We start from the raw sequence: 26,190 nt of genomic DNA on the forward strand, positions 1-26,190 counted from the left end.
GCCGCACCATCGCAGAGATGGTTCGCCGTGCAGCCGACTTGGGGGTGTTCCTACATAGGTTGTTAATTCCGTGGGTGAGATTTGAACTGCTCCCCTTTAGTTGGACTGAGAAATCAGACACCGACTAATAGGGAGTGTTTCTATGAGCACACGAAGTTCTCTGTCAGAGGAACAACGAGAACAGCTCGTTGGCCTATGTGAGCAAGACTTGGGTTTTACGGCTACAGCAAGTCGGATTGGGGTCCGGCGCGCCCCAGTTCGTAGCCTGTACCATCGCTGGCTTCTCCATGGCAGGCTATGTCTTGTGGAGAAACTTCGGGCGGAAAATGGCTACCTAAAAAAATTGCGGGACTTGAAAACCAACGGCAAGGCTAAAGACCAAAGCCATCGTCACCCTCACATCACAGCATCGACTCAACGACCTATTAAAAGCAGCAGGCTTAGCAAGGTCGACGTACTTCTACCACCAGCAACGCCTAGACTGGCCAGACCTACATGCCGAGCTTAAGGGACGTCATCACGGCCATATTTGAAGATGAAGCACTACTTTGGCTACCGTCGGGTCCACAGTGAACTTACGTCAACGAGGCTGGGAGGTTAACCACAAGCTCGTCTACAAGCTCATGGACTAGATGGGCTTGAAATCCAAGGTCAGGTCGCGTAAGAAGTACACCTCGTACCAAGGCCAGACGAGCCACATCACAAAGAGCCTCTTGGACTGCAACGTCACGCCAGAACAACCCAACACAGTATGTGTTAGTGATGCCACCGAGTTTTCAGGTGGCTGGTATGAAGGTCTATCTTTCACCGATCATGGATCTAAGCGACCGGAGTATTCTGGCACACGAGTTGTCGACATCCCCGTCAACGAAGCTCACGTCAACCTCGTTAAAGAATGCGATCACATGGCATAAACATGGTGAAGGGTTGATGGTGCACACTGACCAAGGGATCTAGTACCAGCACTCCAGTTGGCGTTAGTTAATTGAGTCTATTGGTGGTGTGCAGTCGATGTCGCGTAAGGGTAACTGCTACGACAACGCGGTGATGAAAGAACTTCTTCGGTCATCTCAAGACCGAAATGTACTACGGCGAGTACTTCGCCAGTGTTGATGAGTTTTACCGGGCCGTAGATGATTACATCTTCTGGTACAACAACGCCCGGCTTCAACAACGGTTCAAGGGTCTGACTCCGATGCACTATCGGAATCAGATGTTGGCGGACATGAAAAACTGACCAGTGGCGGACACGGGATTTGGGGGTTTGGGGAGTTTTTAGTGGGGCTAGTTCAGAAAGCAGTGGCCTTTTAGAAGGAGGCAAATGTAGGTGAGTTTCTCAGTCACGGAGACGGACCCGCCCTACAGGTAGTTGAGCGGTCTCTACTTCCGTTCCAGCTGAGCAGATAAGAGATCTTAGGACACCTCAGCTACTACCATATGGGTGCATTGATCACCTTGGAGTGTCAGGCGAATGTGAAAGTGATACGAAGCGCAAGTATGGGGTTCTTTACGCGATTTTTCAGTTTGTCGATTCAATGGGAGTCGTGATGTAGATAGCCCGCTTACCTCAGTTGGATCTACGGGAACGGAATGAAGTTGTCCCACACATCGCGCCAGCCTTCGCTGATTGCGAGGGCTTTTGGCCAAGCTTATCAGCTTCAAACTTATCAAGGACTGCGCGGACTTTATTCTTGTTGGTAGCAGGATAAATCCTTTGACCCCTAGGTTTCCTACCCCCATAAGAGTCTGCTCAGACCAAATCCTTCACTATGAAAAACGGTTTCCACCTGTCCTTTTGGGCAAGTAGGGGTAATTACAGTTTTCTTCATCTATTTTCCAGTTGTCTCGCCGGGTAGAAGGTTTACTCTAAAGACTGCTGGCAAAAGTCTGTCACAAAGCTGTGTTCCTCCACGTTCATAGGGAAGAGATCGCAAATGAAGAGTCTAAAACAACTAAGCGTAGTCGTTGCAGCATGTGCGAGCATTTCTCTCGCAGGCACTGGTGTTGCGGGGGCCAATGTGTTTCATGGTCATTGGATTGGTGGGCGCATTGAAGAGGCATATCACCGCTTGGGTGGATGGGACACGTTTGGTGATGCAACGACTGACGAACGCATCGCTAAGAACAACGGGCGTTTCCAGGTCTTTGCTAAAGATGCGTCTATCTACTGGCATGCCGGGGTCGATAATGGTATCGCCCATCAGGTCGGTGGACGAATCCGCAACAAGTGGGGCGACCTTGGTTGGGAGGGCGCTGCATTGGGTTATCCGATTACCGATGAGCTCAAGACTCCAGATGGTGTTGGCCGGTTCAACCATTTTCAAGGTGGTTCTATTTATTGGTCTCCTGACACCGATGCCCACCAAGTCTGGGGAGGAATCCGAGACAAATGGGGGCAGCAGGGATGGGAAACTGGAGACCTCGGGTACCCAACGACGGACGAATTGCTTACCTTAGAAAAGACAGGTCGTTACAACCACTTCCAAGGCGGGTCTATCTACTGGTCTTCGGCAAGTGGAACCCATATCATCTCCGGACCTATCCGTAAGTTCTGGGGAAGCCTAGGCTGGGAACGCAGCAGTTTGAAGTTCCCAACTGGTGAGCAATATTCAGCTGGTGGGGGAGTAAAGCAAGACTTCCAGGGTGGTTCAATCCAGTATTTCGAACCCACAGGAAAAGCACTAGCCGCCTTCGATAACAAGAATATTTCGAGCTACCGACAGATCTATCCACTGTTTAACACCACAGACTTCAAGCGGTGGCATGCAGCAGGCGTCTACCGTGAAGTCATCCAAAACATGGATAAGTATTTCCCATTGTCAGGATGCCCAGATGAAATCACCGAAGGTGCTGTATGCACCTTCACTGGTGTCGGCGGAGCCACAAGCAAGGTGACCGTTGACCGAATTTCTGATGAAGGGTTCTCACTTGTTACCGCTAGCGATCACCCTGAAGGCGGCGGCAGAACACTAAACATCCGATTCGATGAAGTAACATCCCCTGCAGCAAAGGAGACTGGCGTTGTCTTCGATAGTGATGCTGTGAAGTCTGCATACACCGGCTCTGACAAAACATGGGTTCGTCTCGTAGTCGAATCCTTTGGTTCGACACAGACCTCAAAGGTTCAAGGTCCATTTAGCTCCGATCATGTCGGTTCGCAGGTGTGGGGTAAGTTTGCCGGAAATCTGCGCTCGACGATCGACTCGTCTTCGACAACCTACATTCCGTTGTCGAAGTAGCCATCTTTTAAACAGCATCTATAAGTCAAGGAGTTACCCGTGTCTTCTATTTTTCGTCGATTCTCCGCAGGCGTACTAGCTAGTGTTATTGCCGCTGGTGTTTCGATTTCCCCTGCGGTAGCAGAAACTTCTGTCGATATCACCGCAGGTGACGGTGGAATTGTTCAAAAAGACTGTGCCACTGGAGTTGAATATGTGCGTGTTGACTCTTCTGGGTTAGAAAACTCCAAGGCCTGCTTTTTCTGACCAAACCGACCGGATGGGTGGCGGTCAACATTACAGGCTCTTATGGAATCGTCAATCGTTTGAAAGTCCCAGTTTCAGTCGCGTTTAAGCTACCCGATGGGCAGGTGTATTGGCAGCGAGTCATTGAGCCTGGAAAGCTACAAAGCATTGATGTCGACAATAACCTGTCAACAGTCGTGGAGATTCAAGTTACCCCAGTTGCAACCTCGGCAGGTGCCGCCACTGGTGACTTAACAATTAATACCGCTAACCCCCATGTTGTCAGTTTACGATCGGCTGGACGAAATGCAGCGGGGAAAACGCTTCGCCTGTCATGGGCAGGCGTTGAATTGACTAGTTTGGATCGGAACTCGGGGTTTAATGACCGACTGGATGCGTCTTTTAAAGTAGTCCCCGCCCGCGACGGATCTCAGTGCGTATCGTTAGAAGCTGCCGCATATCCAGGGGTCTACCTAACAATGCAATCCAACGGTTCAGTCACTGTTCAAAGCAATCCCAATGCAAAGGGGGCGACCTGGTGTCCGTCCGCAGCGGCAGAAACCCCTACTGGAACAAGGCTTGCGTCGGCACTTAATCAGACCCGGGTATTTACTACCAGCGGTTCACAAGGGGTAACAACGACAACATCGCGTACAAGCGAATCAGTATGGTTTGTCGATCAAGCTCTAGCGCTGCCAGGGAACTAAAACTCCGCGCAACGCAAATGGATAAAGCCACCTTGCTGCATGTCGGCGCACTTGTTCCGACAATTTCTCCGTGGTACGTGGCACCTATCTCGTTAACCTTTTCCGAAAGGACATCCTCTCATGCACCACGGTAGAAAAACCCTGAAAAAATACGCGCAAACCATCGTTACAACCATGATTACGGCCGCTCTGGGCATTAGTGTTTCTTCAGCAGATGCACTTGCACAAGCAGACCAAATAAATCTTGGTACACAGATTGCTAACGAGCAACAGGCGCGAGAATACGCCGTGGAGATGGTCGCAACCAATTTCACTGCTTCCCAAGCGGCAGCCGAGGCCGTACTTCGTGGTGGCCCAGACGAGCTGACTGCCTACACGGAATCCGGAATGAATGAAGCTCGAACCCAAGACCTTCGCCAGATAGTCGTAACAATATCGTCGCTGTCTGGTGAAAACGTCCAGAAAGCAGCGACCCAAGCTCTTAACGCAGGAGACATTGAAAGCCTCAGTAATTTCATTGAAAGTGGGTGGCAGACTGCCCAAACCGAGGACGACCGCGCAACAGCATGGAAAGCAACTCAGGCTCCTGATGGCAGTGTTCTTAAATCTGCGGCCGAAAACGCTTTATCGGCAGACACCGCTGATGCCCTTAGTGAATTCTCTTCAACAGGAGCAAACAAAGCCCGCCGAGACGACAAACGACGCGAAGTCTATGAACTAACCCGCTCACCACTCCCATCTGTTGCTGCCGGAGCCTCAGAAGCACTCATGACAGACACAGATACGGCAATCGAGTCGTATCTTCGCTACGGTCAATTTGTCGACTCTGCTCGAGACACAGAAACAATGAGTATCACCGAACTGGTCGATACCGCCATCTCTGAATCCGATAAGGCCCAACAAGCAGCTGGTTTTGCAGCAACAAACGCAGACCAAGCCCGCCGAGCCACTGAGGCCGCTCGACAAGCTACCCAAAAAGCTAAAGATGAGGCCCTAGCAGCTGACGCCGCACAAGTAAGGGCAGGAAACGCGGCTGCAGCAGCAGGAAAGCTAGCCAACCAGTCCGCACAAGCCGCTGACAACGCTGTTGCTGCGGCAGCTGAAGCACGTCAAGCTTTAGCACAAACTGCAGACGCGTTGGCTCGCGCAGCCTCAGCAGCTTCCCGCGCACGCATCGCAGCACAAGAAGCTTCTGCCCGCGCTTCTGCGGCCGGATACGATGCTTCTATGGCAGCTCAAGCCCGACAAGCTGCTGAACAAGCCCGAGATGCAGCACGAGCAGCTGAAAAAGCAGCGCAATCATTCGTCCACGCCGATGCCGCAGCAGGATTTGCCCGCACCGCCAGCGGAGCTGCAGCAAGTGCTGCTAGCAATGCTGATGCCGCAGCAGCCGCCGCATCCGATGCAGCAGCAGCCGCTGGGGCAGGCGACGCCGCTGCTGCCGAAGCCAGGGCAGGGGCCGCACGAGCCCGTGCTGCTGCGTCACGAGCCCGAGCAGCATCCAACGAAGTAGACGGACTAGTTTCCCGCATCACCGGTCTCGTTGAACAAGCACGCACAGCAGCACGCGAAGCCGCAGACCACGCAAGTAAAAGCGCACAAGCAGCCGAGGACGCCGCACGCGAAGCAGGTAACGCTTCTGCCGCCGCACAACGAGCAGGCGCCAACGCCCAATCAGCCCAAGACGCTGCAACAAAATCCATCGAAGCAATCAACCTAGCCTCTGACATCGCGCAACTAGCCAAAGAATCAGCAAAACAACGCCAGGAACAAGAAGCTCAATACCTCAAAGACCAAGCCATCCAAGCAAATGAAGTTGAAACTCAAAATGATCAAACTCGACAATTACAACAAGAGAAACGCAAACAACTCGAAGACGAGTTAAGGCTGCTTGGGGCCTATTCAAATATCGAAGCAACTGAAGAAAACCCTGCACTACGACCCTCCAGCCCAGATGATCTTACGCGACTTCGCGACGCAACTGTTGCCGCGGCTATGGTCGGCGGGCCGGCCGTCTCTGGAGCAGCGAAACTAGCTTTATCCAGTGGAAAGACCGAGGATCTTCAACAGTTTGCTAAAAGTGGTTACGCTGCTGCACTAACTACCGATGAACGAAGTGTCTTAAATACATGGTGGGCGACTGACCCAAACGAGGAAATTCGTGACGGATCTGAAGAATGGGTCAATGCTGACGGAGCGGTTGTTCATTGGTTTGTAACTGACGAAGCAAAACGACTTCGTACTCCTGCCCTAATCGAGAGAGCTTGGAAACTCAAGGAAAATGCTGGAAAAGAAGTTCAGCTTGCGGCAGACAAAGCTATTACCGAAGGAACTTACGAGGCTCTTGATGCCTTTGTCAACGGTAATGGATATCTCAAAGCCCGTCATGATGACCAACTCCAGCTGGCTTATGAGCTGGAAAGAACCGGTGGACCTGAGCTGAAAGCAGCTGCTGAAGCAGCCATTCTAGGGGATCGGCAAGGGCTTAATGAGTTTATTGCAGTTGAAGCAGCGCGAAAGAGCGCAGATGATGCCGAGAAGACCACGCATGATCAACAAGTCAATGCACTTTTGGAGCAAGGATTCCAAGCTGCCCACCGAGCAGCAGAAAGCGCTGCAAAGGCTCAACAGTCCTACTTTGAGGCTTATGGCAATGCAGTACAGGCCTCGGCATTTGCGCAGGAGGCTGCCCAATGGTCCGGCCGTGCCGAGGAGTCAGCGCAAAGAGCAAACAGATCTCTAGCCTCGGCTCGAGAATCACTTAGATTTGCTCAAGAGCAGAAAGAGCGTGCAAATGCGGCCGCACGTCAGGCTGAACAAGACGCGCAACAGGCCACAGCCAACTCAGATCAAGCACAAAGCTTTGCCCTAGATGCCCACCTGTCAGCCAATCAAGCTCAATCCTCCGCCGAGCAAGCAAGAGTCTCAGCTGCAAGTGCTGGCCAGGATGCCGCTTCCGCTGCAGAGGCTGCAGATGCTGCGTATCAAGCTGCAACGGAAAAGTGGCAGAACGAACAGGTAGAGCTTCAGGCTGCGAACAAAAACGCAGAACTAGACGGCGGATCAGTCGAAGAAACTACAGGAATTCTCGAAAGCATAAAAGCGACAATTGGCCAGGAGGCTCTAGATCTTCTTTTAGACTTTATTGGAGTTACCGACGTAGTCAACTGCTTCCATGGTGAATTTTCCGGTTGTCTATGGACAGCGGTAAGCCTATTCCCAGCTTCGAAGATACTAAAAGCAGGTAAGGCAATACCTGCGCTACGTAAGCTATTGAGTAAAACTGGCGAGGTGCGCGATTTGCTTCGTGCACGTCGAGTCGAGCACTCAGCCAAGCTCAACCAACTCCACAGCATTCCCTCCTGCGGAGCGATCTCCCTCAGCTCTGCTGCAGTAACCAGACCAAACATTCAATTTGCGGTTCATTACGCCAATCGGCACAGGCAATTGCAATTTGAGCAAGTAGACAGCACCAAATGCACGGTTGGTTCTTTCCCAGGAAGAATTTTCCGAGGGGGAAATTACCGTAAACTTATGACACGTTCCTGGATCGATCCGCGCCAAAAGTTCAGAGTTGAACGGCACCACATCATCGCCGCTTCTACCATCAAAAAAGAAAAGGCCTCGCTTCCTGTGGGAATGACGTGCAGCAACGCGCCCGCCATTCAAATGGAGAAAGCGGACCACAAACTCACACAATCTTGGGGAAGCGGGACTAAAGCAAAGAAATATCAGGAAGCGCAGGAACAATTGGTTCGGGAAGGAAAAATTGAGGAAGCATTTCAGGGCGAATACGAATACATAAAAAGTGTGTTTCCAGGTAAGTATGATCAAGCGCTCGATGAAATGATTGACGACGCTCTTTCTCGTGGTTTCCTTAGCAAAGACTTCCGTATCGCAGACAACCTCGATGCAGGCAATCTATCAATCGATTCACATATCACCGTAATTCCAGCCTAAGCCGTAGAAACGAGAGCTAGTGCCATGTATTGAATTCTCCAGATGACTACTGTGAATCAGTAAAGCAATGACTTGTATCTAAGGAAGACATAGAAAATGAAGTTCAACTTTGAAATTCCCGCACCATTGCAGTTAGGCACACCCATTTCGTACTACGAAGGCCTCCTGTCTGATTACCGCTACCTGGATATCTCATATCTCAAGATGTCATTCACGGGCGAGATCATCGGACACTGCGCAGTCGGCAACAATGACTACACAATTCGAGCCAATGTGGAGGGCGAGTCAGTTTCCTCCGTCGAGATTTTGGATGTGCTCGAAACAGACAGCTTCCTTGATATCCCGTTGTCGTTGCCAAATCGAAAGTTCGTGAAAGCTTTGAAGGGTTTGGGCATTGAGTTCGACCACGACCGGGACGGCATTAACATTCACCATGAAAATAGAGTGATCGCATTGTCGTACCAATTCGGCAAAGTTGCCGCTATTTGCTGGGCTAGCGAATAAACCTCTGGCATGTATACTGCACGTATTAACTTACGCGACAGGATCGCCAAAACCTGATGGATGAAACAACCAACGAAAAAGAAGACACAGAAAATGAAGATTGAAAGTTCCTGCCCTTTGCCAGTCAAACCCGGTATGACGGTTGCTCAGGCTACCGAGGCGTGTTATCGGTCTGAATTGGGTGCTGATACCTATGCGGAGGAGTTTGAAGGATGGGTTGATATCGAGGCCTTAGAGCCCGGTGACCCTGGCCGGAAGATCGTATGCTGCGTCGAGGATGGTATCTGTATCACGGTTGAGATGAAGTACATGGACTTACCGATTACGGATACCTTTTACGGCGTAGACCTTAACTGTCAGCCCGGTGAAGGTTGGGCGACTAGTCTTGAGCGGGTCGCGCGAGCATTGGAAGATAAGGGGCTCAAAGTAGTAAAACGGGACTCCTATGTTTTGCTTCCCGATCTTTTTGTAGCTATTGAGGTGGGTGAAACAATTGGATGGTTTGACCCCGCATATTGGAGCCGTGAGGAGTTCTTGGAGGAAGCCATACTCGCTTAGCTTGCATAACCGCGTGCACGCGAGGATATTTTATAGTCCCTTCACGTTCGAGTGTTTCTCCGAGCGATTTTCGAACGGATCCGGCTTCATGAAACTCCAAGTGCATCATCAAACATAATAAAACATCCCAGATCGTCTGAAATGGGAACGACAGCCCCCCTTGCACCTTAACTATATCGATTACCCTCTAGGAGGGAAGGGATCGTCACCATATGAATTGCGCTGGTGTATACGCCCATCGTCTTTACGATGCTTTATCCACTCGCTACCACTATCCTTAGCGAGCTTTTGGCTCCACTTTCGCGCCTCAGATTCCGTATCTCGATAGCCAGAGGCTCGAGAAGCACCCTCTCTCCCTACCTTCCACTGCTGACGCTCACTATCCCATGACTGATGAACATTCTTACCGGACACTTCGCCCTCCTCAGGAACCATACTTACTAACTCTCTACACAGCCATTCGACCACAATGCAAATGTATGTTCTAGTGCTAAAGTGGGTCGGCGCATAATCCCGAACGATTGACAATCAACCTTTTCCACAAAATGAGCCGATCAGCAGCCATCAACTATTCCCAATACACTGGGCGCCCCTTGTCAGAAGTCGATGCATCAGCGGTTAAGCAACACGATGCTAATGAAGATAGGATGATTCTGTGTCGACATAGAAAGAAGTCACGAGGGGGAAGTAACAACTGCCAACCAGCTCTTGACGAGAACACGGAAAAGGTTGGGGTTGCCCTTCCTAAAACAGAACGCTATCCTCAAGGGTGTGGAGTTGATCTTCGTTGAAAGATGAACATCAACTCGGCCCGCACTGTAGCTACTGGCAGGTGCGGGCCATTTTATTTCTTCTGGGGAGCTGCATAGATAATCGTAGAGTGCGGCTCTAAGTAGTCCCCGGTTTCGTTTCTGCCCTTGTGCGTAATCTGACGTCGGTAGGCCATACAAGTTATATCCGGAGCCCATAGAAGCTGCTCATCGGATGGGCTAACCCAAGCTACGCCTACCTCACGAGGAAAGATGCCCTCCTGCCTGAGCCTCCTAACCAGACGCCGATCCCGATTATCGTCAACTCGTCTTAATCGCTTTTCGAAGATGAGCCCTGCCGGAGGATTATCGCGTGTGCTCCCGTAGATGTGCTCTACCAGAGACCTTAAGCAATCTCCCCTAGCCTGCTCAAGGTCTCCCCCCAGACTGCAGGGGAATTCCAACGGAAACAAGGTGCTTGTCTCCCCAGGAGTCGAGCTGCTTCAGCATCTCGACGGTACGGTACTGACTTTCAGAGGTGCGGAGTTCATCTGTTGTGTGCCAATAATCCTTCTCCGAAATATCGCGAAGAGTCTTGCGGGTTCCCTCAAGATCCCCATAGCTAAGCTTCACTGCTGCCAAGATATAAAAGGACCCCGCTCTCGTATTCGTCAGGCACCGAGTACGACTCATCGAGGTAAAGAAAGGCGTCATCATCAGACGCACCACCGTACAGCCTCACCAAAGATGGGTGTAGATGCTCTTTCATGACATCCTCCTCAGATGATCTACCTAGCTTGATTGATTCCTCCAGAAACTAGGTTACTGGCCGGTAGGCCACGCTCAGATAACTCAGCACACCTCTCGGGGGCGCTGGAAGCGCCACTGCCCGCGAAAGCAAGGCGAGCTGCTCTCTTCAAAGGTGAAAATGGCCATCTTGGAGGCCAGAACCCAGGGGGTGCCGACCCCTCATCCGAGGAGCTAGCGGACACCTTGGGAACCTCAGTTAGGCGGATTCGGCACACGGGTGCCGGTTACGTAGTAGTTCGCGTGCTTTGGCCATCACTTTGGGGTGGCTCGTCGGCTGCTTGAGTGGCTGTCGCGACGTACGGGGCGGCCGGGTTCGTTTTATCTTCGGGAAGCGTTGAGTGCACATCTGGCTGATCTGGAGTATGTGTATCGCTTGGAGGAGGAGGCTGCTCAGGTTCGTCGCGGGGAGTTGGGAACTGTGCCGTTGAGTCAGCTGGAGCGCGAGTAAGTTTCTGCGGGAGGTTGGCGCCTTTGAGAACCCGAGGTTACGAGGTAAGGCATTAGCAGCCAATAAGTCGGGTTTGCTGACATTGTAAACGCGCATGTTGTCGTCGTTGTGGTTGACGTTGGGCACCGCTCGAAGGTCTACGACTAACCCCTTTGGTCCTCGCCTCCGTCGGGTCCACCGTTTTCCATCACGCGACAGAGGCGGGGGTTGTAGATTGTTGGCTTGAGGGGGCCGAGGCCATAAGCAGCCGCACCGGTTAGACTGATGGGCATGCAAGCGCAGGATGTCACGATTCGTGATCAAGAAATCAAACTCGGTCAGTTTATTAAGCTCGCCAACCTCGTAGAAACCGGCGGCGCCGCAAAAGAAGTCATCGCTGAGGGGCGCGTCACCGTCAACGGTGCCGTGGATACCCGACGTGGCAAGACGCTTCGCGACGGCGACGTGGTCTGCATCGGCACCGTCTGCGCCCGCGTAGTCGCAGGTGCTGAGGATGATGACGACTACTTTGATGAGAAGACCGCCAACGATGACTTCGATCCAGAAGTCTGGAGGAACATGTAATGCCCGCATTCCAAGCCGAACCAGGCATGCCCTACTGGATCGACCTGACCACCAGCGACCTGCGTAAATCCACCTATTTCTACTCCCACGTACTGGGCTGGGAAATCGAAGAATTTGGTGCCGACTACCACCTCGCCCGCGTACAAGGCCTGCCAGTAGCAGGTTTTATCAAACGCCCAGAAAACCACCAGCAGCCCGATACCTGGGTCACCTACTTCATGACGGACAACATCGCCGCTGACTGTGCAGAAGTAGAAAAACTAGGCGGTCGGGTACTCGCTGACCCCATGGAAGTCCGCTTGGGGCTCATGGCATTGGTCGTCGACAATGCCGGTGGCCTCTTCGGCCTGATCCAACCCGCCGGTGAAGATGCCTTCATTGCGGCCGGTGAACCTGGCACACCAGTGTGGCATGAGCTCACCGCCACCACGAACTACACCAAGGCAGTAGAGTTCTACCCAGCACTTTTCGGCTGGGCAACAGCCACCATGGACACCGACGGCTCCTTCGAATACACCACCGCCCAAGTAGATGGCGGAGCTATCGCAGGAATCTTCAACGCCGAAGGCCAATTCCCATCCCAAGTACCAAGCTTCTGGCAAAGCTACCTCGGCGTTGCTGAGGTAGACGCTGCCGTCGCAGCGACCGTGGAATACGGCGGCAGTGTTATCCGCGAACCATGGGACACCGAATTCGGTCGCATGGCGATCATCGCAGACTCCACCGGTGCCACTGTCACCCTGTGTGAAGCACCTGAACCTGTAGAAGAAGGTAACGAGTCTGATCCGCTAGAAGGCATTGACCTCAGCCAATTCGGCCTCTAGCCGCCATGGGCACTGATTGCTCGCAGCACGTCCCGCTCAGCGATCTCACTGAGCGGGTTCTAGCTGATGTTGATGCCATCCCCAGCGGGAAAGTCACCACCTATGGTGACGTGGCACGCCGCGTGGGGTGCGGTGCCCGCCACGTGGGCAGCATTATGCGTCGATACGGTGCGCTGACCACATGGTGGCGCGTCGTGCGTGCCGACGGCACCCTGGCGGTCGCCGACCGCGCGGTCGAGCACTGGAACCGCGAAAAGATCGCGCACAATGGAAGTCGTGTGGATCTCGCCCAGTGCTACTATCAGCCCTAACCGGTGAATCTACGCGCTGTGTTGCGCTGCCTGATGTGCAAGAAATTCCGCCACGTCGCGCACCCGCTGGCGAGCCACCTCTGGGGTAGAAACCCGATGCTCAGAGACGTATTCCAGCACCCTGACCTGCTCCGGCTCCTCGGCCCATGGGTAATGCCCCGCGATGGCATCGTTGCTAGCTACCTGCATAAGCGTTGGTGGGAACTGGTTGGGGTCAGGGAAGCTGACCTCGCCAACAACCTCAGGGGGTAGCCCCGTGAGATCAAGGTGCGGGAAAGTTAAAGCCTGAGCATCCCAAAGCGAATGCGTCAAGGTGGTCAGTGTGCCACCGGAGGAGTATCCCCAGGCAAACAGCGCGGTGGGCTGCTGATTGTCACGCACCCACTGGGCAGCCGTGGTGACCGTTGCGATGACCTGTTCCAAGGTGTGCTCAGGCACCAGCGGATAATCCAGGTCCAAGAAAGTAACACCGGAGAGGTTGGCTACGGCAGCAACCTCGGGGCGCCACGCGTTGTCGAGTGCTACGCCGGAGCCTTTCCACCAGCCGCCGGGGTGTAAGGAGATGGCCCAGGCGCCGGTCGGGTTGTCGGGGCGGATGATCTGCCCGCCAAGTTCGGGGACATCTTCGGTGGTCACGCCGTCGATAAAGGCGACACCTGGCATGGTGTGGTCGAGGGCGGAGCCGAGCATGAGCATGCAGGCGTGGGTGATTCGGTCGGGGAGGCGGGCGTCGAAAGTGTCGATGGCCTCCTTATCGCTGGGGTTATCCGACCACGGTGGGTTCTTCGCAGGTGCCTCATAGTGGGCGGCGATATAGGTGGAGAGCTGCTCTAGTTGCTGCTCGGGGGTAAGGATGCGATCGTGGCCGCCGATAAGGAATTCTTCACGCTCGCGGCGCTCTTCTGGGCTGATGTTCGATGTATCCGTCATGATTTTCATCCTACGCGTGTTGGGGATCACCCCCGCTGCAGGGCATTACTGCGCCACCTTCTCAACAAAAGGTGTAGAAACAATAAAAACATAATGGTCACAAGGATGTGTCCGTAGCGTGAAAGGGTTAGTGCGGAGCATGAGCGGTATCTCTATTATCGAAAACGCAGTTCTTAAGCCCACCAAGCGCGAGGTCGCTGAGCAATGGTTGGGCTATTTTGAGCACATTGGTTCCTACCGCTTTGTGGACCCCGATGGTCAGGTAGGTATCGAGTCGCTGATTGGTTTCGATCTCGACCGCCGGCTTGTTCAGATGCCGGTGACGTATCGCAGCGCCGAATTTGATGCGGAACACACATTGACCACCATGGACCACTCGGTGCTAGGCACCCGCTACGTGAGCAACGCCATGGGCGATCCGGTGGCGGTACGCGAGTACATTCGGGTGATCTTGGAGGCCGACAACGGCGCGCAGCGTTCCGACGGCAAAGTGTCGGTCCTCGACGTGCGCGGCAGCGGCAACCGTGAGGAGGGCCTCGAGATCGGCGAAGTACGCATTCTCGAGGCCACACGGCAGCGCGCGGTGGGCTACGTGCGTATCGACGGCACCCTCCGCGGCTTTGTCCTGCGAGTTCCGCATCTGCTCGTGCCAGAGAACTCCCCACGTCTAGGGCATAACATCTCGCCCATGCGATTGAACGGCTCTGTGGTGATGTCCCCTGAAACCGTTCTCATCGCAGCGGAGCTGAGCTGGCACGATATTTAACCAAGGGCTACCAGATAGTGACTCGCTTTTCTGGGGCGATCCACATGGGGGAGTCCTCCGCCACGTCGAAGGCTTGGTAGAACTCGGCGATGTTTCCGGCGATCACATTGCAACGGAACTCGGCAGGGGAGTGCGGATCAATGGCGAGGTACTGTGCTGCTAGCTCTGGACGAATCGCCGTGCGCCACACGCGTGCCCATGCGAGGAACAAACGCTGTAGGCCAGTGAACTGGGTCTTTTCCAGTTCTGGGTCGGCATCTTCTGCATGGAAAGCGGCCAGCGGGGTGGAATCGAAGTCGAGGCCGTGGTCGGCGAGGTAGCGTCGATAAGCGATGACTGCGATGCTCAATCCGCCGAGGTCACCAATGTTTTCGCCCAAAGTAAACCGGCCATTAACACCCGCGCCGCTGGGGTTGTTGTCCGCCAGCACACTCGGAACCAAGCCCTCGAACTGCTCAACCAGACGATCCGTTAGCGCGCTGAAAGCAGCACGGTCCTCATCGGTCCACCACGACTGCAGGTTGCCGTGGCCGTCGTATTGCGAACCTTGGTCGTCAAAGCCGTGGCCGATCTCATGGCCAATCACCGCGCCGATAGCACCAAAGTTTTCAGCCGCATCGGCATCAGGCGAATAGAACGGTGCTCGCAGGATAGCCGCAGGGAAGGTGATGTCATTGACCACGGGATTATAAAACGCATTGACGGTTTGCGGGGTGGTAACCCACTCGTTGCGATCCGCCAACCGCCCAATTTTGTTCAACTCATAGTCGTGAGCAAAGGCAGAACCAGCGCGAACATTATCAAGGAGGTCTGTGCCCTTGGCGCTAAACTCCAAGCCGGCGTAGCTGCGCCAAGAATCTGGATAGCCGATCTTGGCATTGAACTTGTCCAGCTTGTCCAACGCGCGCTCGCGGGTTTCAGGCGTCATCCACGACAACCCGCTGATGCGCTCACGGTAGGCCTCGATAAGGTAGCTGACCAGCGAAAGCATGTCTTTCTTAGAGGACTCGGGGAAGTGACGCTCAACAAATAGTGCACCGATTTCTTCACCCACAAAGGACTCCGCCAACCCCAGTGCACGCTTCCAACGATCACGCTGCTGCGTAGCACCCGAAAGCGTAGTGCCAAAGAACTCGAAGTCGGCGCGAGAAATCTCAGGGGTGAGAACACCGGCACGAGAATGCAGGATGCGCCACGTGGTCAGCAGTTTCCAGTCATCAAGACGCTGAGGCGTTAGCAAGGACTCTAGAGCCTCAAAGTAGGAAGGCATCATGGAAATAACACGATGCTCTGGCAGGCCAGCGGCACGCAACAGGGCTGCTACCTGCGGCGGAAGCTCAGCCATCTCAGTGGGATTGAAGGTCTTTACAGCATCACGACGCTGCACCACATCCCAATGGGCGGCGGCGATATCCGTCTCTAGTGCGAGGATCCGCGCGGCAGCGTCGATAGGCGTGGTGCCCAGTTGCTCCGGTGCAAGGAAACCCAACATCTTTTCCACGTGCTTTTGATAAGCCTCACGCGTCTGCGCATGGGCCTCTTCGCGGTAGTAGGCCTCATCCGGCAACGTGATACCGGACTGCATGATATAAGCCACGGACTCGTCACCAGCGGAATCCTTTTCTACCCAGAACCCCACAGGTCCGCCCACGCCCACGCGGTCCAACGCGCCCAAGGCCTGAACGAACTCCGGCACGGTAGCAACATCGATCAGTGCGAGATCCTTCTCAAGAGCTGCCACGCCCGCCGACTCGATGCCCTCGGTATCCATGAACGAGGCATACAACTTTCCGGCCAGCGAATCAGCAGAATCCGCCACGATCGTGTGCACATCTTCTTCCGCGCGATCCCGCAGGCCATGGAAAGTACCATCCACGCCGCGGTCGTCTGGAATCACATGAGAGTCCAACCACGGGCCATTAACAAAACGGTAGAGGTCTGACAGGGCAAAACGGTGCTGATTATCATTCATGCGCACCACTCTAGTGAGGTTATCCGACATTGGGGGTAACCGCATGTCACGATGACCTAGTAGGTTGTATTTTATGTCGCATTATCAATTCCGGCCGGCGGTGACAGCCAAGACATGGAGCCTGCTTGGCGTAGCAGTGATCGCTGTTCTTGTGCTTCCGGCGCTTCTTAACTTGGTGACCCCAGACGTGGACGCTAAGACCGTGAATGTTTCCCTAGGCTCCGAGCAGGACAGGTGGGAAATGTCCATGTTCAAAGACGATTCTTCCCGGCTGCAATGTGAAGAATCCATGTCGGATTTGCTCACCCCCACCTGGGATTGTGGAGGTGCAACACTGACCTCCATGGTGGTGTGGGGCAGTAAAGATCAAGACACGACGTTACGACGCATGATGCGGCTCAATTCCATGATCGACCCCGGCGACGATGTCCCCATCTTGCACAAGGGTGGCGTGCGCATTATCAGCAGCCCTGAGATCCCCAATCAGATCGGCCTGAGCCTAGAGCGACCCGGCGACGACGTTGAGCACACCGGCACCCTATTCGTGCTTGTCGACGGGCCCGAATTTGATAGCTACGCCGAGCTGGTGTTTAACAACCTCCGTGCTGAAGAAGCCCGCATCGCTGGTGGCGAGCACGAACCGATGACCCTAGAAGAACTCACCAAAGGGTTCGATAAAGCCCACAAGGGGGACGCACACACATGAGCACCCAACGAGCACAACCCGCATCCATCTCTTGGGTGCTGTGGACCCTCATCGGTATCTCTATACCAGTCATAGCGTTTTTCACCTTCGCTAACTTCTTCGCCTCTCCGATCGCGGCATTCCTTGGTGTCCTCTTCGGCCTCGTCTATTTCGCCGTAGGCACCGCACTATTTTTCTTCTCACCCATGTGGCCCACCGCCGGCTGGAAGTGGTACTTCGCGTGCATCGGCTGGGGTGCCGGTGCCTCCTTCTGTATCGTCATGTTGTCTGCGGCCCCGTTTACGGATCTCACCGACAAGTTAGGGTGGGAAGCCGTCTCCGCCTCATTCGCCGGCGCTTACCCCGAAGAGATCGCGAAGTCTCTCGGCGTGCTGCTCATCTTGTTTACCTTCTCCAAACTGACTCGCCCTTGGCACGGTTTTGTTACCGGAGCCATGATCGGATTGGGGTTCGAGGTCTTTGAAAACATCAGCTACGGCGTGCTCGGAGCGATGAGCGACCCCAACACGGACATCACCGGCGCACTGTACTCGTGGGGCATTCGCAGCATCGCAGGACCAGGTCTCCACGTCGCCTTTACCGCCATTGCCGGCTACGGAATCGGCCTAGCGGTATTCCGCTACGGTTGGGACACCCTCCAGCGCTTCCTCGTGGGACTCTTCGCCCTCGGTGTTGCCTTCTGCCTCCACTTCACCTGGAATCTGCAGTTTGATAGCTACGTCAAGCAAATCGCCAACGTTATCATCGTGGCGCTCATTCTCTACCCACTGATGGTCTGGCTCTGGTTGCGGTGCCACCGACAAGCCAAAAACGATCTCGGGGTGGTCCGCATGAAGCGCCCCATCACGACTATTGCCGAACTCCACCATCGCAAGCTCGCCCTTACCTCTGAAGAAAGCCAGCCTCATGCGTCTTAACATCACCACGATTATCGCAGCCACCGTCACCGCGGGGACCCTTGCGCTTTCCTCCTGCGGTTCCATCGAATCGATCGAAGGCGGCAGCCACCGCAACTCCGACACCATTGTGGTGGGGTCGCAGGACTACTACTCCAACGAAATCATCGCGGAAATCTACTCCCAAGCGCTCGAAGCCAAGGGGTACACCGTGGACCGTCAGTTCCGTATCGGGCAACGTGAGGTCTACGTCGATGAGATCAAATCGGGGCGTATCGACGTCTTCCCCGAATACACTGGCCCACTTCTTCAACACTGGAAACCAGACACTGAAGCCCGCGAGAAAACAGAGGTGTATCAGCAACTCAAAGAAGCACTGCCTGAGCATCTTGTAGCCCTTGATCAATCAGCGGCCACCGATCAAGATTCCTATGTGGTCACCGAGGAATTCGCCAAAAAATACCACGTAAAGTCCATCGCCGACCTTGCCGAAGCCGCTAAAAAACAACCCCTCACACTCGGTGCCAACTCTGAGGCCCAAGATCGCCCCAACGGCCCCAAAGGGCTAGAAAAAACCTATGGTGTGTCCGTCGGCTTTACTCCTATTGAGGATTCTGGCGGACCGCTAACCGTCAAAGCACTGCGCGACAACTCCATTCAGATGGCCATCATCTACAGTGCGGACCCGTCGATAAGCACGAACCACCTGACCACCCTCGAAGACCCCAAAGGCCAATTCCTAGCCTCCCACGTGGTCACCATCGCACACGACGATGTCCCCCTCGGCGCTGCAGCCGTACTCAACAAAATCAATGCCACGCTGACAACCGAGCAGCTCCGCGAACTCAACGCCCGCTCCGTCAACGAGCAACTACCCAGCTCCGTGATCGCCAAAGACTGGATCAAACAACACCTATAACACCGAAAAATAGGGGCAGCTAGCGTGGCACACCATGCGTGACTAGCTGCCCTTTTTGCGTAGCCACATGAGCAGCGTTAAACGTCTCAGCGATGTACAAATCGCCACGGCCTACCAACGTCACGTCCCCCGTGGTCTGCAGAGAACCCAAACGAACATCCTCGTCTAACGACAGCCCCAGCGGCCCCGATGCAGAAATAGACGCAACTTCTGGGCTACACAAAATAAGCATGACCGGCTCCGTTGTGGTGACACGAATCGCCTGATTACCCACCCTGTAGGTGCCAGGTTGTGAGATGATTCCATTTGCGGGTGCCCTGCTTACCTCAGAAGACGTAGAGATCAAGCTAGCCGCAGTGATGCGCTCCGCATTGCGCGACGTCATTCCCGATACCCCGGCGATCACGCTGGCGCCCACCACAGCTGCAGTAATCCCGACCATAGTTAGCTTTCGCATCGGCACACCTCCTTGGAGAATCTCGCTTTACCTCGAGCGCGTATCACGGAGCAAAAAACGCCCTGTGATGCAGATGCTCATTAGCATGCGTCGGCAAGCTGTGGATTACCTGTAAAGGGCTAAGGGGTTGGCTGCCAAAAAGGGGTGGGGATAAGACAAGTGAGTAGTTCGTGCCAAATTAAATCTTTTCTTATATCTCCGACCTGCGGAAACGCTGCGGAGGCGAAAAAGTTTTGGCACGAACTACTCACTTGTGACGCAAAGGCTGGCTAGTTCTTAGTCACCTTCGTATCAATGTTCATCCGGCCTGGGTACCACAGCCCAGATCGAGTGATCGTTTCGGTGTCCACTATGGCTATATCAGGAGCTTCGCCCTTGGAGTTGGTACGCAGCTTGTACACCTTGATGGATCCCCAGTCGCGAACCCAGTCGTTCTTGGAGTAGCTCGGTAACTCGTAGCTGGAGTTGATTGTCTCAGCAATGCCGGTGACGCCACCGCCAGCGAAGTCCTGGAAGTTCATACCGCTTTGCTTGCCCTTGGCATCCGCAGAAATGCGGTACTCAGGGATTTCTGCCACACCTGCATAGTGGTTGAAGGTGCGCTGGCACGGGAATTGCAGCGGTACCGCCCAGTCCAGCAGGCCTGGGGTAGAAACAGGGAATTGGTTGGCCAAGGTGTCCATGGTGGGCACGCGTGGTGGGGTAAAGGCGATCCACTCGTCGGGGTCGAGGCTGGTGTCCTTGGCGTGGATGCGGATCACGTCGGCGTCATCGGGGATGTCGCTCAGTGGGAGTCGCAGGTTGCGCCAAGTGGAGTCGATACCGCTGTCGAGCAGGTCGAGCTCGCCGAGTTTTTCTGCCTTGCCGGAGGAGCCACCAGCGTTGCTGCGGCCGTATTCCAGCACGATCTTTTGGCCGTTTTCCACAATGCCGTTGACATCTTTGTGCTTGATGGATCCTGCGGCGGAGACAACAACCAGCGGGGTGTTGTCGGTGGTTTCTGGCAGCTTGAACCAGCTAGAGGTTGCCTCAGCGATTTCTTGTTTGCCGTCTGTCCACGATCCCAGTACGGGAACGGTGCGGTAGTCCAAGTTGAATGGCAGTCGGGAGTGAGAACCGTTCACGCCTTGGTCGACGCGGTGGGTTTCTTTCTTCTTCGCTGCTTCTTCTTTGTTATCGGAGGTTGCGTCAGCTTTCGCTGCAGAGTCAGCGGAATCAGTGGTGTTTGTTGCACCGTCTGCACTGTCAGAGCCGTCGTCGGTGCTGTTGGCTGCGCCGAGTGCTTCCGGCCGGTTTTCTGGGGTAAATGCCCACGGTGAGATGCGGTTCGGGTCGAAGCCGCGGACGTCGTCGTTAGTAAGGGAGTCGCCTAGGGTGCCGGTGAGTGGCGTGAGGAAGGACTCGTTGGTGTTGGTTTCTACGAGGACATCGTTGGCGAGGTTGCAAGTGTCGCCTTTGAGCGCGCGGAGGTTGCCTAAACCGACGGAGTAGTTCGGGTATTGGTCGATAAATCCCTTGGTCAAAGAGACTAGGGAGAACGCGACTGCGAAGATACTCAGGATGGCGATGGGGGCAGCGGCAAGGCCCTCGAAGTGCTGCTTGCGGAATGGTCGGTTGACCATTGTGGGGTCTTCACCGCGTGCTTCGGCTTGCTCCTCGGCTACGTCTTTGCGGAAGGACACGAGCACACCGGCGGCCATGACGACCAGCGAGATCAACAACATGACCGTCGAGGCTTCGATCCCGTGGAATTGGATGGTTTTATCCCACCACGGGATGGAGTAGCTGGAGGTGTACCACCAGCCGTTAGGGCCTGCGAGGGCGAAGGCAAACATGAAGAGGATACCGCCGGTGAGCAGGATACGTGCACGTGGGGAGCGTAGTGCGATGTGCGATAGTGCCACGGCACCCACACCTGCGAGAGCTGCGGCGATTCCGGCCCACACACCGAAGTGGTGTGTCCACTTGGTGGGGGTGAACATCATGAAGAACAGGGTGCCTATCATGACGAGCATGAGGCGCATGACCGGGCCTTTGTTGGTGCCTGGTACTTTGCCTTGGCGCAAGATGGTGGCGCCGACGAGTACTGCAGCGACGAAGGTGAAAAAGACTCCGACGCGGCGGGCAAAGGAGCCGTCGACTGTTTGCATCATGAGCACTTGGTAGCGCACGAGTTCGTTGTACCAGCTTAGGGCTGGGCCTTTGTCGCCACGCACGTGGATGGATTCCAGCACGTTGCGTAGCGTTTGGTCGCCGAACACCGCGATAAACACGGCGGTGCCGGCGGCCATGAATGGTGCGACCATGGCCATCACGCTCACTGCGATGGAGCGTTTCGACGCCCCCGTGTTCAGGTATGGCAGGCGACGGTAGACGATGCGGATGAGGTAGGACAGGCCTGCCAGCACAGCGGTGACTGCCATGAGGCCGGTGGGGCCGCAGGCGAGGGTAAACGCTGCCAGCATTGTGCCGATTGCTGCTGGTAAGAGGCGTTGGGTGGCGATTGCTACCTCGAAGGACAACCAGGTCAGTAGCGTGCCGGCGGCAATGATGGGTTCTGGGCGCAGGCCGTTGTTGTAGGCCAGCCAGAAGGAAAGGAACACAAAGGCTGTGGTCCATTGTGCGACACGGCGCTGTGCGATTTTTTCGCCAAGGCGGGGCAGTACCTCGCGGGAGAGGACGAGCCAGATCACGATGGCGGAGATCAGTGATGGCAAGCGCATCCAGATGGAGGCGGTGGACACCTTGGCCATGAGGCCGAGCAGGTCGTAGTAGGGGGCGCCGAAGGGGGATTCTGGCACGCCGAACCAGCGGTAGTAGTTGGCCATGTAGTCGGAAGCCGAGGAGGCCCTGGCCATGGTGAGGATGAAGCCGTCGTCTGAGGTGTTAGCGCCGATGAAGTACCAGAACAGCAGGATGGCACCCACGATGGCGTCGAGTGGCCGTGGACGGAAGAAGCCCTTGTTGAGGAATCGGATGTCTTTTGCGCCGTCGCGTCGATCCAGCATGCCGAGGGAGATCAGGGAGATCAGCAGCATGAGGCCGCCGAGCCACATGGAGACATACTTGGCCAGCGTTGGGGAGGAGGTAAAACGCGAGTTGATCTCTACGTGGGCGTTGAGTCCGGCGTTGAGGAGGTCAGTTGCGGCGTTGCTTTCCAGCTCGGTGTAGATGCCCATAATGATGGGGCGGACGTCGCGTTCCACGGTTTCGGTGGTGGAGTCGTCGCCTTCGATGCTGGCGGTTGTTTCGTCCTCGGTCGAGGAGATCGCGATGGTGGCGTCGGCAGGCAGTTGGGCGAGTTCGCGTTTGCTCAGGTCGAGGACTAGCTCGCCGTGGGAGGTGATTTGCAGGCCGTCGTTGTTAGCGCGCACGAAGAGGCCGCGAGCGCCAGCGTCTTCGCTGGTGGCGGGCAGGGTGCCCAAGATAAGGTCTTGGTCTTTGCGCAGCTTATCGACGCTTCCCACTGGGATCTTGGCATCGAAAGACACCGGTGTGTAGCTCATCAGCGGAGCACTCACACTGTTGAGTGAGCCGTTTTGTGGCCACGACACACTCGACTGCACTTGGTTGATTGGCATGAGTGGTGTGATGATGAACAGCGCGAAGCCGATCACGCCAGAAAGGATCGCTGCCCATTTTATGCCGGTGAGGTTAGTGTTCATAGGTTTACTCATGTGTCACCACCACGAACGGTCCTACTTGAGTGACAGACCATGGGCTATTTTCTCCTTGAAATACCTCGGGGTTAAAGCGAACGCCCTTGAACCACACGTTGGGGTTGCTGGGGAAGATGTCGATAGCCAAGTTAAAGTTCCAGCCGTCCTTCGAATCTGAGGAACCTGTGGAATCAGCACGCAGCACGAATGCGTCGGGGCTACGCCATGGCACATTCGATACCGCACGATCAAAGTCTTGAGGATTTTTCAAAGAATCCCAGCTTTGCGACGCCCAATTCTCAATGACTGCATTGCGCTTTTCAAACTCGCCCAGCGGATTAGCGTAGTGCGAGGTAAATGCCTGGAAACCGAGGTATGGGTAGTAAGTGAGGAAGTTGAACTCGTCGGTCAGCACCACGGTGTCTGCCGCGGGCTTGCCGGTCTTTTCTTGGATCACACGATCTACTTCCGCGTAGTACTGCGTAGCATCCGGTGGCAAGAAGTCAGCACGGTGACCGTCGCCATCGGTATTGGTGTAAGCCAACTCGATAGCATGAGCATTCCGATCTGGAATTGCCTGTGCGTACTGAATACCTGCCAGTGCCAAGACCACCACGCAGATCACGTTGATACGCGTGGACAAGCTCGTAGAAAACTGCACAGGGTAGAAGCGGTGCACCGTCACCAAGCGCAGCTCAGCAAGGCCCAGCACGCCAGCGGTACCTAGAATGATGGTGATAACCGAATCCAGACGGAAGCCCAACAACGTGGTTCCGCTCAACGCAACAGACATTGAGGCGATAACCCACAGGTACATCACGGCCAAGCCGACGCCCATAGCGCACACATCGGGATCCATCACACGCATGATCAGGTAGATCAAGCCGATAAGGCACAGCACGCCAACGAAGCTGGTGGCAAACATTGGCAGTGGCACCACGGTGCCCTCAGGTGGGAGGAAGTGAGAGGCCGTCGCAACGCCCTCGTAATGGCCGGTAAACCGCAGCCACAAGTATGGTCCCCACACAATCGAGGCGATAGCCATCGAGGACACGCCGATAATGACGATCTGAAGAATCGGCCGCCACGAACGAATCACGAACGCGAAGAATAGACCCGCAACCGTGACCAAGCTGAGTGCAATCACTGCAGTGTACAAGGTGTATGTGGATGCGGAAGCGCCCAAGTACACCACAACACCCACAGTGGCGAGCTTCTGGCCTGATAGCGCACGACGACCCATCACCAGTGCTGCAGGAATGCCCATTGCAATCACACAGGCATAAGGCTCAAAAGCGCACAACGTCAAAGCGATTGCAGTAGTAACCAGCGCAATTGCCGTAGCAACAGGTAAGCTGCCCACCAATCGCTGCCACACAGGTACCAACACACAGCCAGTCACCGCAATGGTTAACAATGCCCACGGCTGATAGATCGCCCATCCTGGGAACCCAATAAGCTGCGCAAACCGCGCACCTAACCAGAACCACGCACCTGGGTAATACGCCGGAAGATCGGCATAGTTCATATCCGGTAGACCCTGCGTGGCCGTCAGACGGGTAAGGAACTGGGTGCGGAAGCCCTGGTCAACCGTAATGCCTTCCAAGTACAGGCGGCTTGGAGAGATCGGCACACCAATGGCTGCCATGACCAAACCGGCCGGTGCCATATGAGTAACCGCATAGGTGATCCACGTGCGCCAGCGTGGCCGCGTGGTGCCCCTCTTGTCATCTGACATCCACCACAGCACAAAAATGCAGGTTACTAGCAGGGTAAGGAAGATACCCGCGGTAGCGCCCGCCTTGGTGACCTGCGAACCACCAAACGGTGGCAGTTTGATCACCTTGAGGAGATACCACAAGCCCAAAGTACAGATGGAGCTACCAAAGATCGTGGCCACAATGGCAATTAGGGTAGCTTTTGCAGAGAGCTGATCCGGGGCGTACATCACCACGGATGTGAGCTCTGAGTCTGAAGCCTCTCCCTGGGTGGTATTCCTTTGCGCACGCACCTGCGAAGAACCCCCTGAAGGGGAGGCATGTTTACTCGGGGCAGATTCAGTCATAGATAACAGTTTGGCACATGGTCTTGACATGGCAAGCAGCGCCGACCTGTAAACGCAAAAAAATGGTGCCCCTTATGACCAGATCGGAGTACTTTTCCGGTCACAAGGAGCACCACAAAGTGATGTGAGACAACCTACAAACTAGAAGGGCAGCTTGCGGAAGATTGCCTGCGGGATGAACTTGAACGCCAAGGAGACGTACTCGAACAGTGGGTGAACAAAGATGACACTCTTGCGGTTGAGCACAGCGTCGAACGTAGCCTTAGCTACATCCTCTTTGTTAACAGTCAGTGGTGCTTCGCCCGCATCGGCGGACATCTTGGTGCGCACCTGGCCTGGGCGCACAACCACAACGTTGGCGCCGGATGGGCGCAGAGCCTCACCGAGGTTGACGTAGAAGCCGTCCATGCCTGCCTTGGAGGCACCATAGACAAAGTTGGAGCGACGCACGCGCTGGCCAGCAACGGAGGACAGTGCCACGATGGTACCGTGACCCTGCTCCTTGAACTTCTCGCCTAGGAGCACACCGACCGACACTGGTGCGGTGTAGTTGGTCTGTGCCGAGGCGACAGCAGCCTTCTGGTCCTGCCAGAGCTGCTCTTGGTCACCTAGGGTGCCAAAGGCCACGATGGCGAGATCCACATCGCCTTGAGCCCATGCGAGGTCGATAACCTCAGCGTGCTCGTCAAAGTCGGTGGCATCAAAGTCGATCACGTCGACCTCCGAGGCACCAGCAGCCTTCATCTGAGCGACGGCTGCGTCGATACGCGGGGAGTCCTTACGCGCTGCCAACGTGACATGAGCTGGGCCCTTGGCCAAAAACTCGGCGACGATGGAAAGACCGATCTCGGACGTGCCGCCCAACAGAAGAATATTTTGTGCTTGGCCTACTGCATTCAGCATGAGGAAGTAGTCCTTTCT

At 55.0% G+C, this 26,190-nt stretch carries 22 protein-coding genes and 1 pseudogene; 15 read left to right on the forward strand and 8 right to left on the reverse strand.

The window, feature by feature from the left end; all coding sequences use genetic code 11:
* Window positions 1-304: 304 nt before the first annotated feature.
* From CIP100161_RS00710 to CIP100161_RS00735, 7 genes and pseudogenes are all read left to right on the forward strand, one after another.
* Window positions 305-1,237: pseudogene (locus CIP100161_RS00710) on the forward strand (IS3 family transposase); the annotation flags it as partial.
* Between the two features lie 697 nt (window positions 1,238-1,934).
* A complete protein-coding gene (locus CIP100161_RS00715) occupies window positions 1,935-3,239 on the forward strand; it encodes an LGFP repeat-containing protein (RefSeq protein WP_155871197.1) in 1,305 nt (434 codons plus the stop codon).
* 39 nt (window positions 3,240-3,278) lie between these two features.
* Window positions 3,279-3,485: a hypothetical protein gene (locus CIP100161_RS11990; protein ID WP_232053024.1), complete on the forward strand. Its 207-nt coding sequence runs from the start codon at window positions 3,279-3,281 to the stop codon at window positions 3,483-3,485.
* Window positions 3,486-3,502: 17 nt separating this feature from the next.
* Window positions 3,503-4,171: an AbfB domain-containing protein gene (locus CIP100161_RS00720; RefSeq protein WP_232053025.1), complete on the forward strand. Its 669-nt coding sequence runs from the start codon at window positions 3,503-3,505 to the stop codon at window positions 4,169-4,171.
* Window positions 4,172-4,345: 174 nt separating this feature from the next.
* Window positions 4,346-8,131 carry a coiled-coil domain-containing protein gene (locus CIP100161_RS00725; RefSeq protein WP_232053026.1) on the forward strand — a complete coding sequence of 1,262 codons (3,786 nt, stop codon included), beginning with the start codon at window positions 4,346-4,348 and terminating at the stop codon, window positions 8,129-8,131.
* A gap of 96 nt (window positions 8,132-8,227) precedes the next feature.
* Window positions 8,228-8,635 (forward strand): hypothetical protein, encoded by a 408-nt coding sequence (locus CIP100161_RS00730; RefSeq protein ID WP_155871199.1) that lies wholly within the window; start codon window positions 8,228-8,230, stop codon window positions 8,633-8,635.
* Window positions 8,636-8,728: 93 nt separating this feature from the next.
* Window positions 8,729-9,193 (forward strand): hypothetical protein, encoded by a 465-nt coding sequence (locus CIP100161_RS00735; protein ID WP_155871200.1) that lies wholly within the window; start codon window positions 8,729-8,731, stop codon window positions 9,191-9,193.
* A 180-nt stretch (window positions 9,194-9,373) separates the two neighbouring features.
* On the opposite strand, the gene CIP100161_RS12475 is transcribed toward CIP100161_RS00735, so the two are convergent.
* Window positions 9,374-9,628 (reverse strand): DUF2188 domain-containing protein, encoded by a 255-nt coding sequence (locus CIP100161_RS12475; RefSeq protein WP_121431673.1) that lies wholly within the window; start codon window positions 9,626-9,628, stop codon window positions 9,374-9,376.
* A gap of 743 nt (window positions 9,629-10,371) precedes the next feature.
* Complete coding sequence (locus tag CIP100161_RS11995; RefSeq protein ID WP_232053027.1) at window positions 10,372-10,575, reverse strand: hypothetical protein; 204 nt, start codon at window positions 10,573-10,575, stop codon at window positions 10,372-10,374.
* 439 nt (window positions 10,576-11,014) lie between these two features.
* Between CIP100161_RS11995 and relB the strand changes: the two genes are divergently transcribed.
* The 4 genes from relB to CIP100161_RS00765 all read left to right on the forward strand — a co-directional run bounded on the left by relB (window position 11,015) and on the right by CIP100161_RS00765 (window position 12,899).
* Window positions 11,015-11,200: a type II toxin-antitoxin system RelB family antitoxin gene (gene relB / locus CIP100161_RS00750; RefSeq protein WP_166443131.1), complete on the forward strand. Its 186-nt coding sequence runs from the start codon at window positions 11,015-11,017 to the stop codon at window positions 11,198-11,200.
* A gap of 270 nt (window positions 11,201-11,470) precedes the next feature.
* Entirely contained in the window at window positions 11,471-11,764 is a 294-nt protein-coding gene (locus tag CIP100161_RS00755) for an RNA-binding S4 domain-containing protein (protein WP_155871201.1), read from the forward strand.
* On the forward strand, window positions 11,764-12,588 hold the full coding sequence (locus CIP100161_RS00760; RefSeq protein WP_155871202.1) for a VOC family protein: 825 nt from the start codon (window positions 11,764-11,766) through the stop codon (window positions 12,586-12,588). The genes CIP100161_RS00755 and CIP100161_RS00760 overlap by 1 nt, the downstream gene beginning before the upstream one ends.
* A gap of 5 nt (window positions 12,589-12,593) precedes the next feature.
* Window positions 12,594-12,899 (forward strand): MGMT family protein, encoded by a 306-nt coding sequence (locus CIP100161_RS00765; RefSeq protein WP_155871203.1) that lies wholly within the window; start codon window positions 12,594-12,596, stop codon window positions 12,897-12,899.
* Window positions 12,900-12,908: 9 nt separating this feature from the next.
* On the opposite strand, the gene CIP100161_RS00770 is transcribed toward CIP100161_RS00765, so the two are convergent.
* Window positions 12,909-13,829: an alpha/beta hydrolase gene (locus tag CIP100161_RS00770; protein WP_155871204.1), complete on the reverse strand. Its 921-nt coding sequence runs from the start codon at window positions 13,827-13,829 to the stop codon at window positions 12,909-12,911.
* Window positions 13,830-13,968: 139 nt separating this feature from the next.
* Between CIP100161_RS00770 and CIP100161_RS00775 the strand changes: the two genes are divergently transcribed.
* Complete coding sequence (locus CIP100161_RS00775) at window positions 13,969-14,595, forward strand: CG0192 family protein (RefSeq protein ID WP_155871205.1); 627 nt, start codon at window positions 13,969-13,971, stop codon at window positions 14,593-14,595.
* A 7-nt stretch (window positions 14,596-14,602) separates the two neighbouring features.
* On the opposite strand, the gene CIP100161_RS00780 is transcribed toward CIP100161_RS00775, so the two are convergent.
* Window positions 14,603-16,597: a M13 family metallopeptidase gene (locus CIP100161_RS00780; protein ID WP_155874486.1), complete on the reverse strand. Its 1,995-nt coding sequence runs from the start codon at window positions 16,595-16,597 to the stop codon at window positions 14,603-14,605.
* Window positions 16,598-16,640: 43 nt separating this feature from the next.
* Between CIP100161_RS00780 and CIP100161_RS00785 the strand changes: the two genes are divergently transcribed.
* The 3 genes from CIP100161_RS00785 to CIP100161_RS00795 are packed head-to-tail and all read left to right on the forward strand — an operon-like array spanning window position 16,641 to window position 19,088.
* A complete protein-coding gene (locus CIP100161_RS00785) occupies window positions 16,641-17,273 on the forward strand; it encodes a hypothetical protein (protein WP_155871206.1) in 633 nt (210 codons plus the stop codon).
* A complete protein-coding gene (locus CIP100161_RS00790) occupies window positions 17,270-18,190 on the forward strand; it encodes a PrsW family intramembrane metalloprotease (RefSeq protein WP_155871207.1) in 921 nt (306 codons plus the stop codon). Before CIP100161_RS00785 ends, CIP100161_RS00790 begins: the two co-directional genes overlap by 4 nt.
* Window positions 18,180-19,088, forward strand: a complete 909-nt coding sequence (locus tag CIP100161_RS00795; RefSeq protein ID WP_155871208.1) for an ABC transporter substrate-binding protein — start codon at window positions 18,180-18,182, stop codon at window positions 19,086-19,088. The genes CIP100161_RS00790 and CIP100161_RS00795 overlap by 11 nt, the downstream gene beginning before the upstream one ends.
* Window positions 19,089-19,107: 19 nt before the next feature.
* Here CIP100161_RS00795 and CIP100161_RS00800 read toward each other — a convergent pair whose 3' ends face one another.
* The 4 genes from CIP100161_RS00800 to CIP100161_RS00815 all read right to left on the reverse strand — a co-directional run bounded on the left by CIP100161_RS00800 (window position 19,108) and on the right by CIP100161_RS00815 (window position 26,172).
* Complete coding sequence (locus tag CIP100161_RS00800) at window positions 19,108-19,545, reverse strand: hypothetical protein (protein ID WP_155871209.1); 438 nt, start codon at window positions 19,543-19,545, stop codon at window positions 19,108-19,110.
* A gap of 269 nt (window positions 19,546-19,814) precedes the next feature.
* A complete protein-coding gene (locus tag CIP100161_RS00805; RefSeq protein WP_155871210.1) occupies window positions 19,815-23,222 on the reverse strand; it encodes an arabinosyltransferase domain-containing protein in 3,408 nt (1,135 codons plus the stop codon).
* The gene (locus tag CIP100161_RS00810; protein WP_155874487.1) at window positions 23,215-25,215 is read right to left on the reverse strand and encodes a galactan 5-O-arabinofuranosyltransferase; all 2,001 of its coding nucleotides are present in this window, start codon (window positions 25,213-25,215) and stop codon (window positions 23,215-23,217) included. Before CIP100161_RS00810 ends, CIP100161_RS00805 begins: the two co-directional genes overlap by 8 nt.
* 195 nt (window positions 25,216-25,410) lie before the next feature.
* The gene (locus tag CIP100161_RS00815; protein WP_155871211.1) at window positions 25,411-26,172 is read right to left on the reverse strand and encodes a decaprenylphospho-beta-D-erythro-pentofuranosid-2-ulose 2-reductase; all 762 of its coding nucleotides are present in this window, start codon (window positions 26,170-26,172) and stop codon (window positions 25,411-25,413) included.
* Window positions 26,173-26,190: the final 18 nt, after the last annotated feature.

The sequence above is a fragment of the Corynebacterium rouxii genome (assembly GCF_902702935.1).
Taxonomy (GTDB): Bacteria; Actinomycetota; Actinomycetes; order Mycobacteriales; family Mycobacteriaceae; genus Corynebacterium; species Corynebacterium rouxii.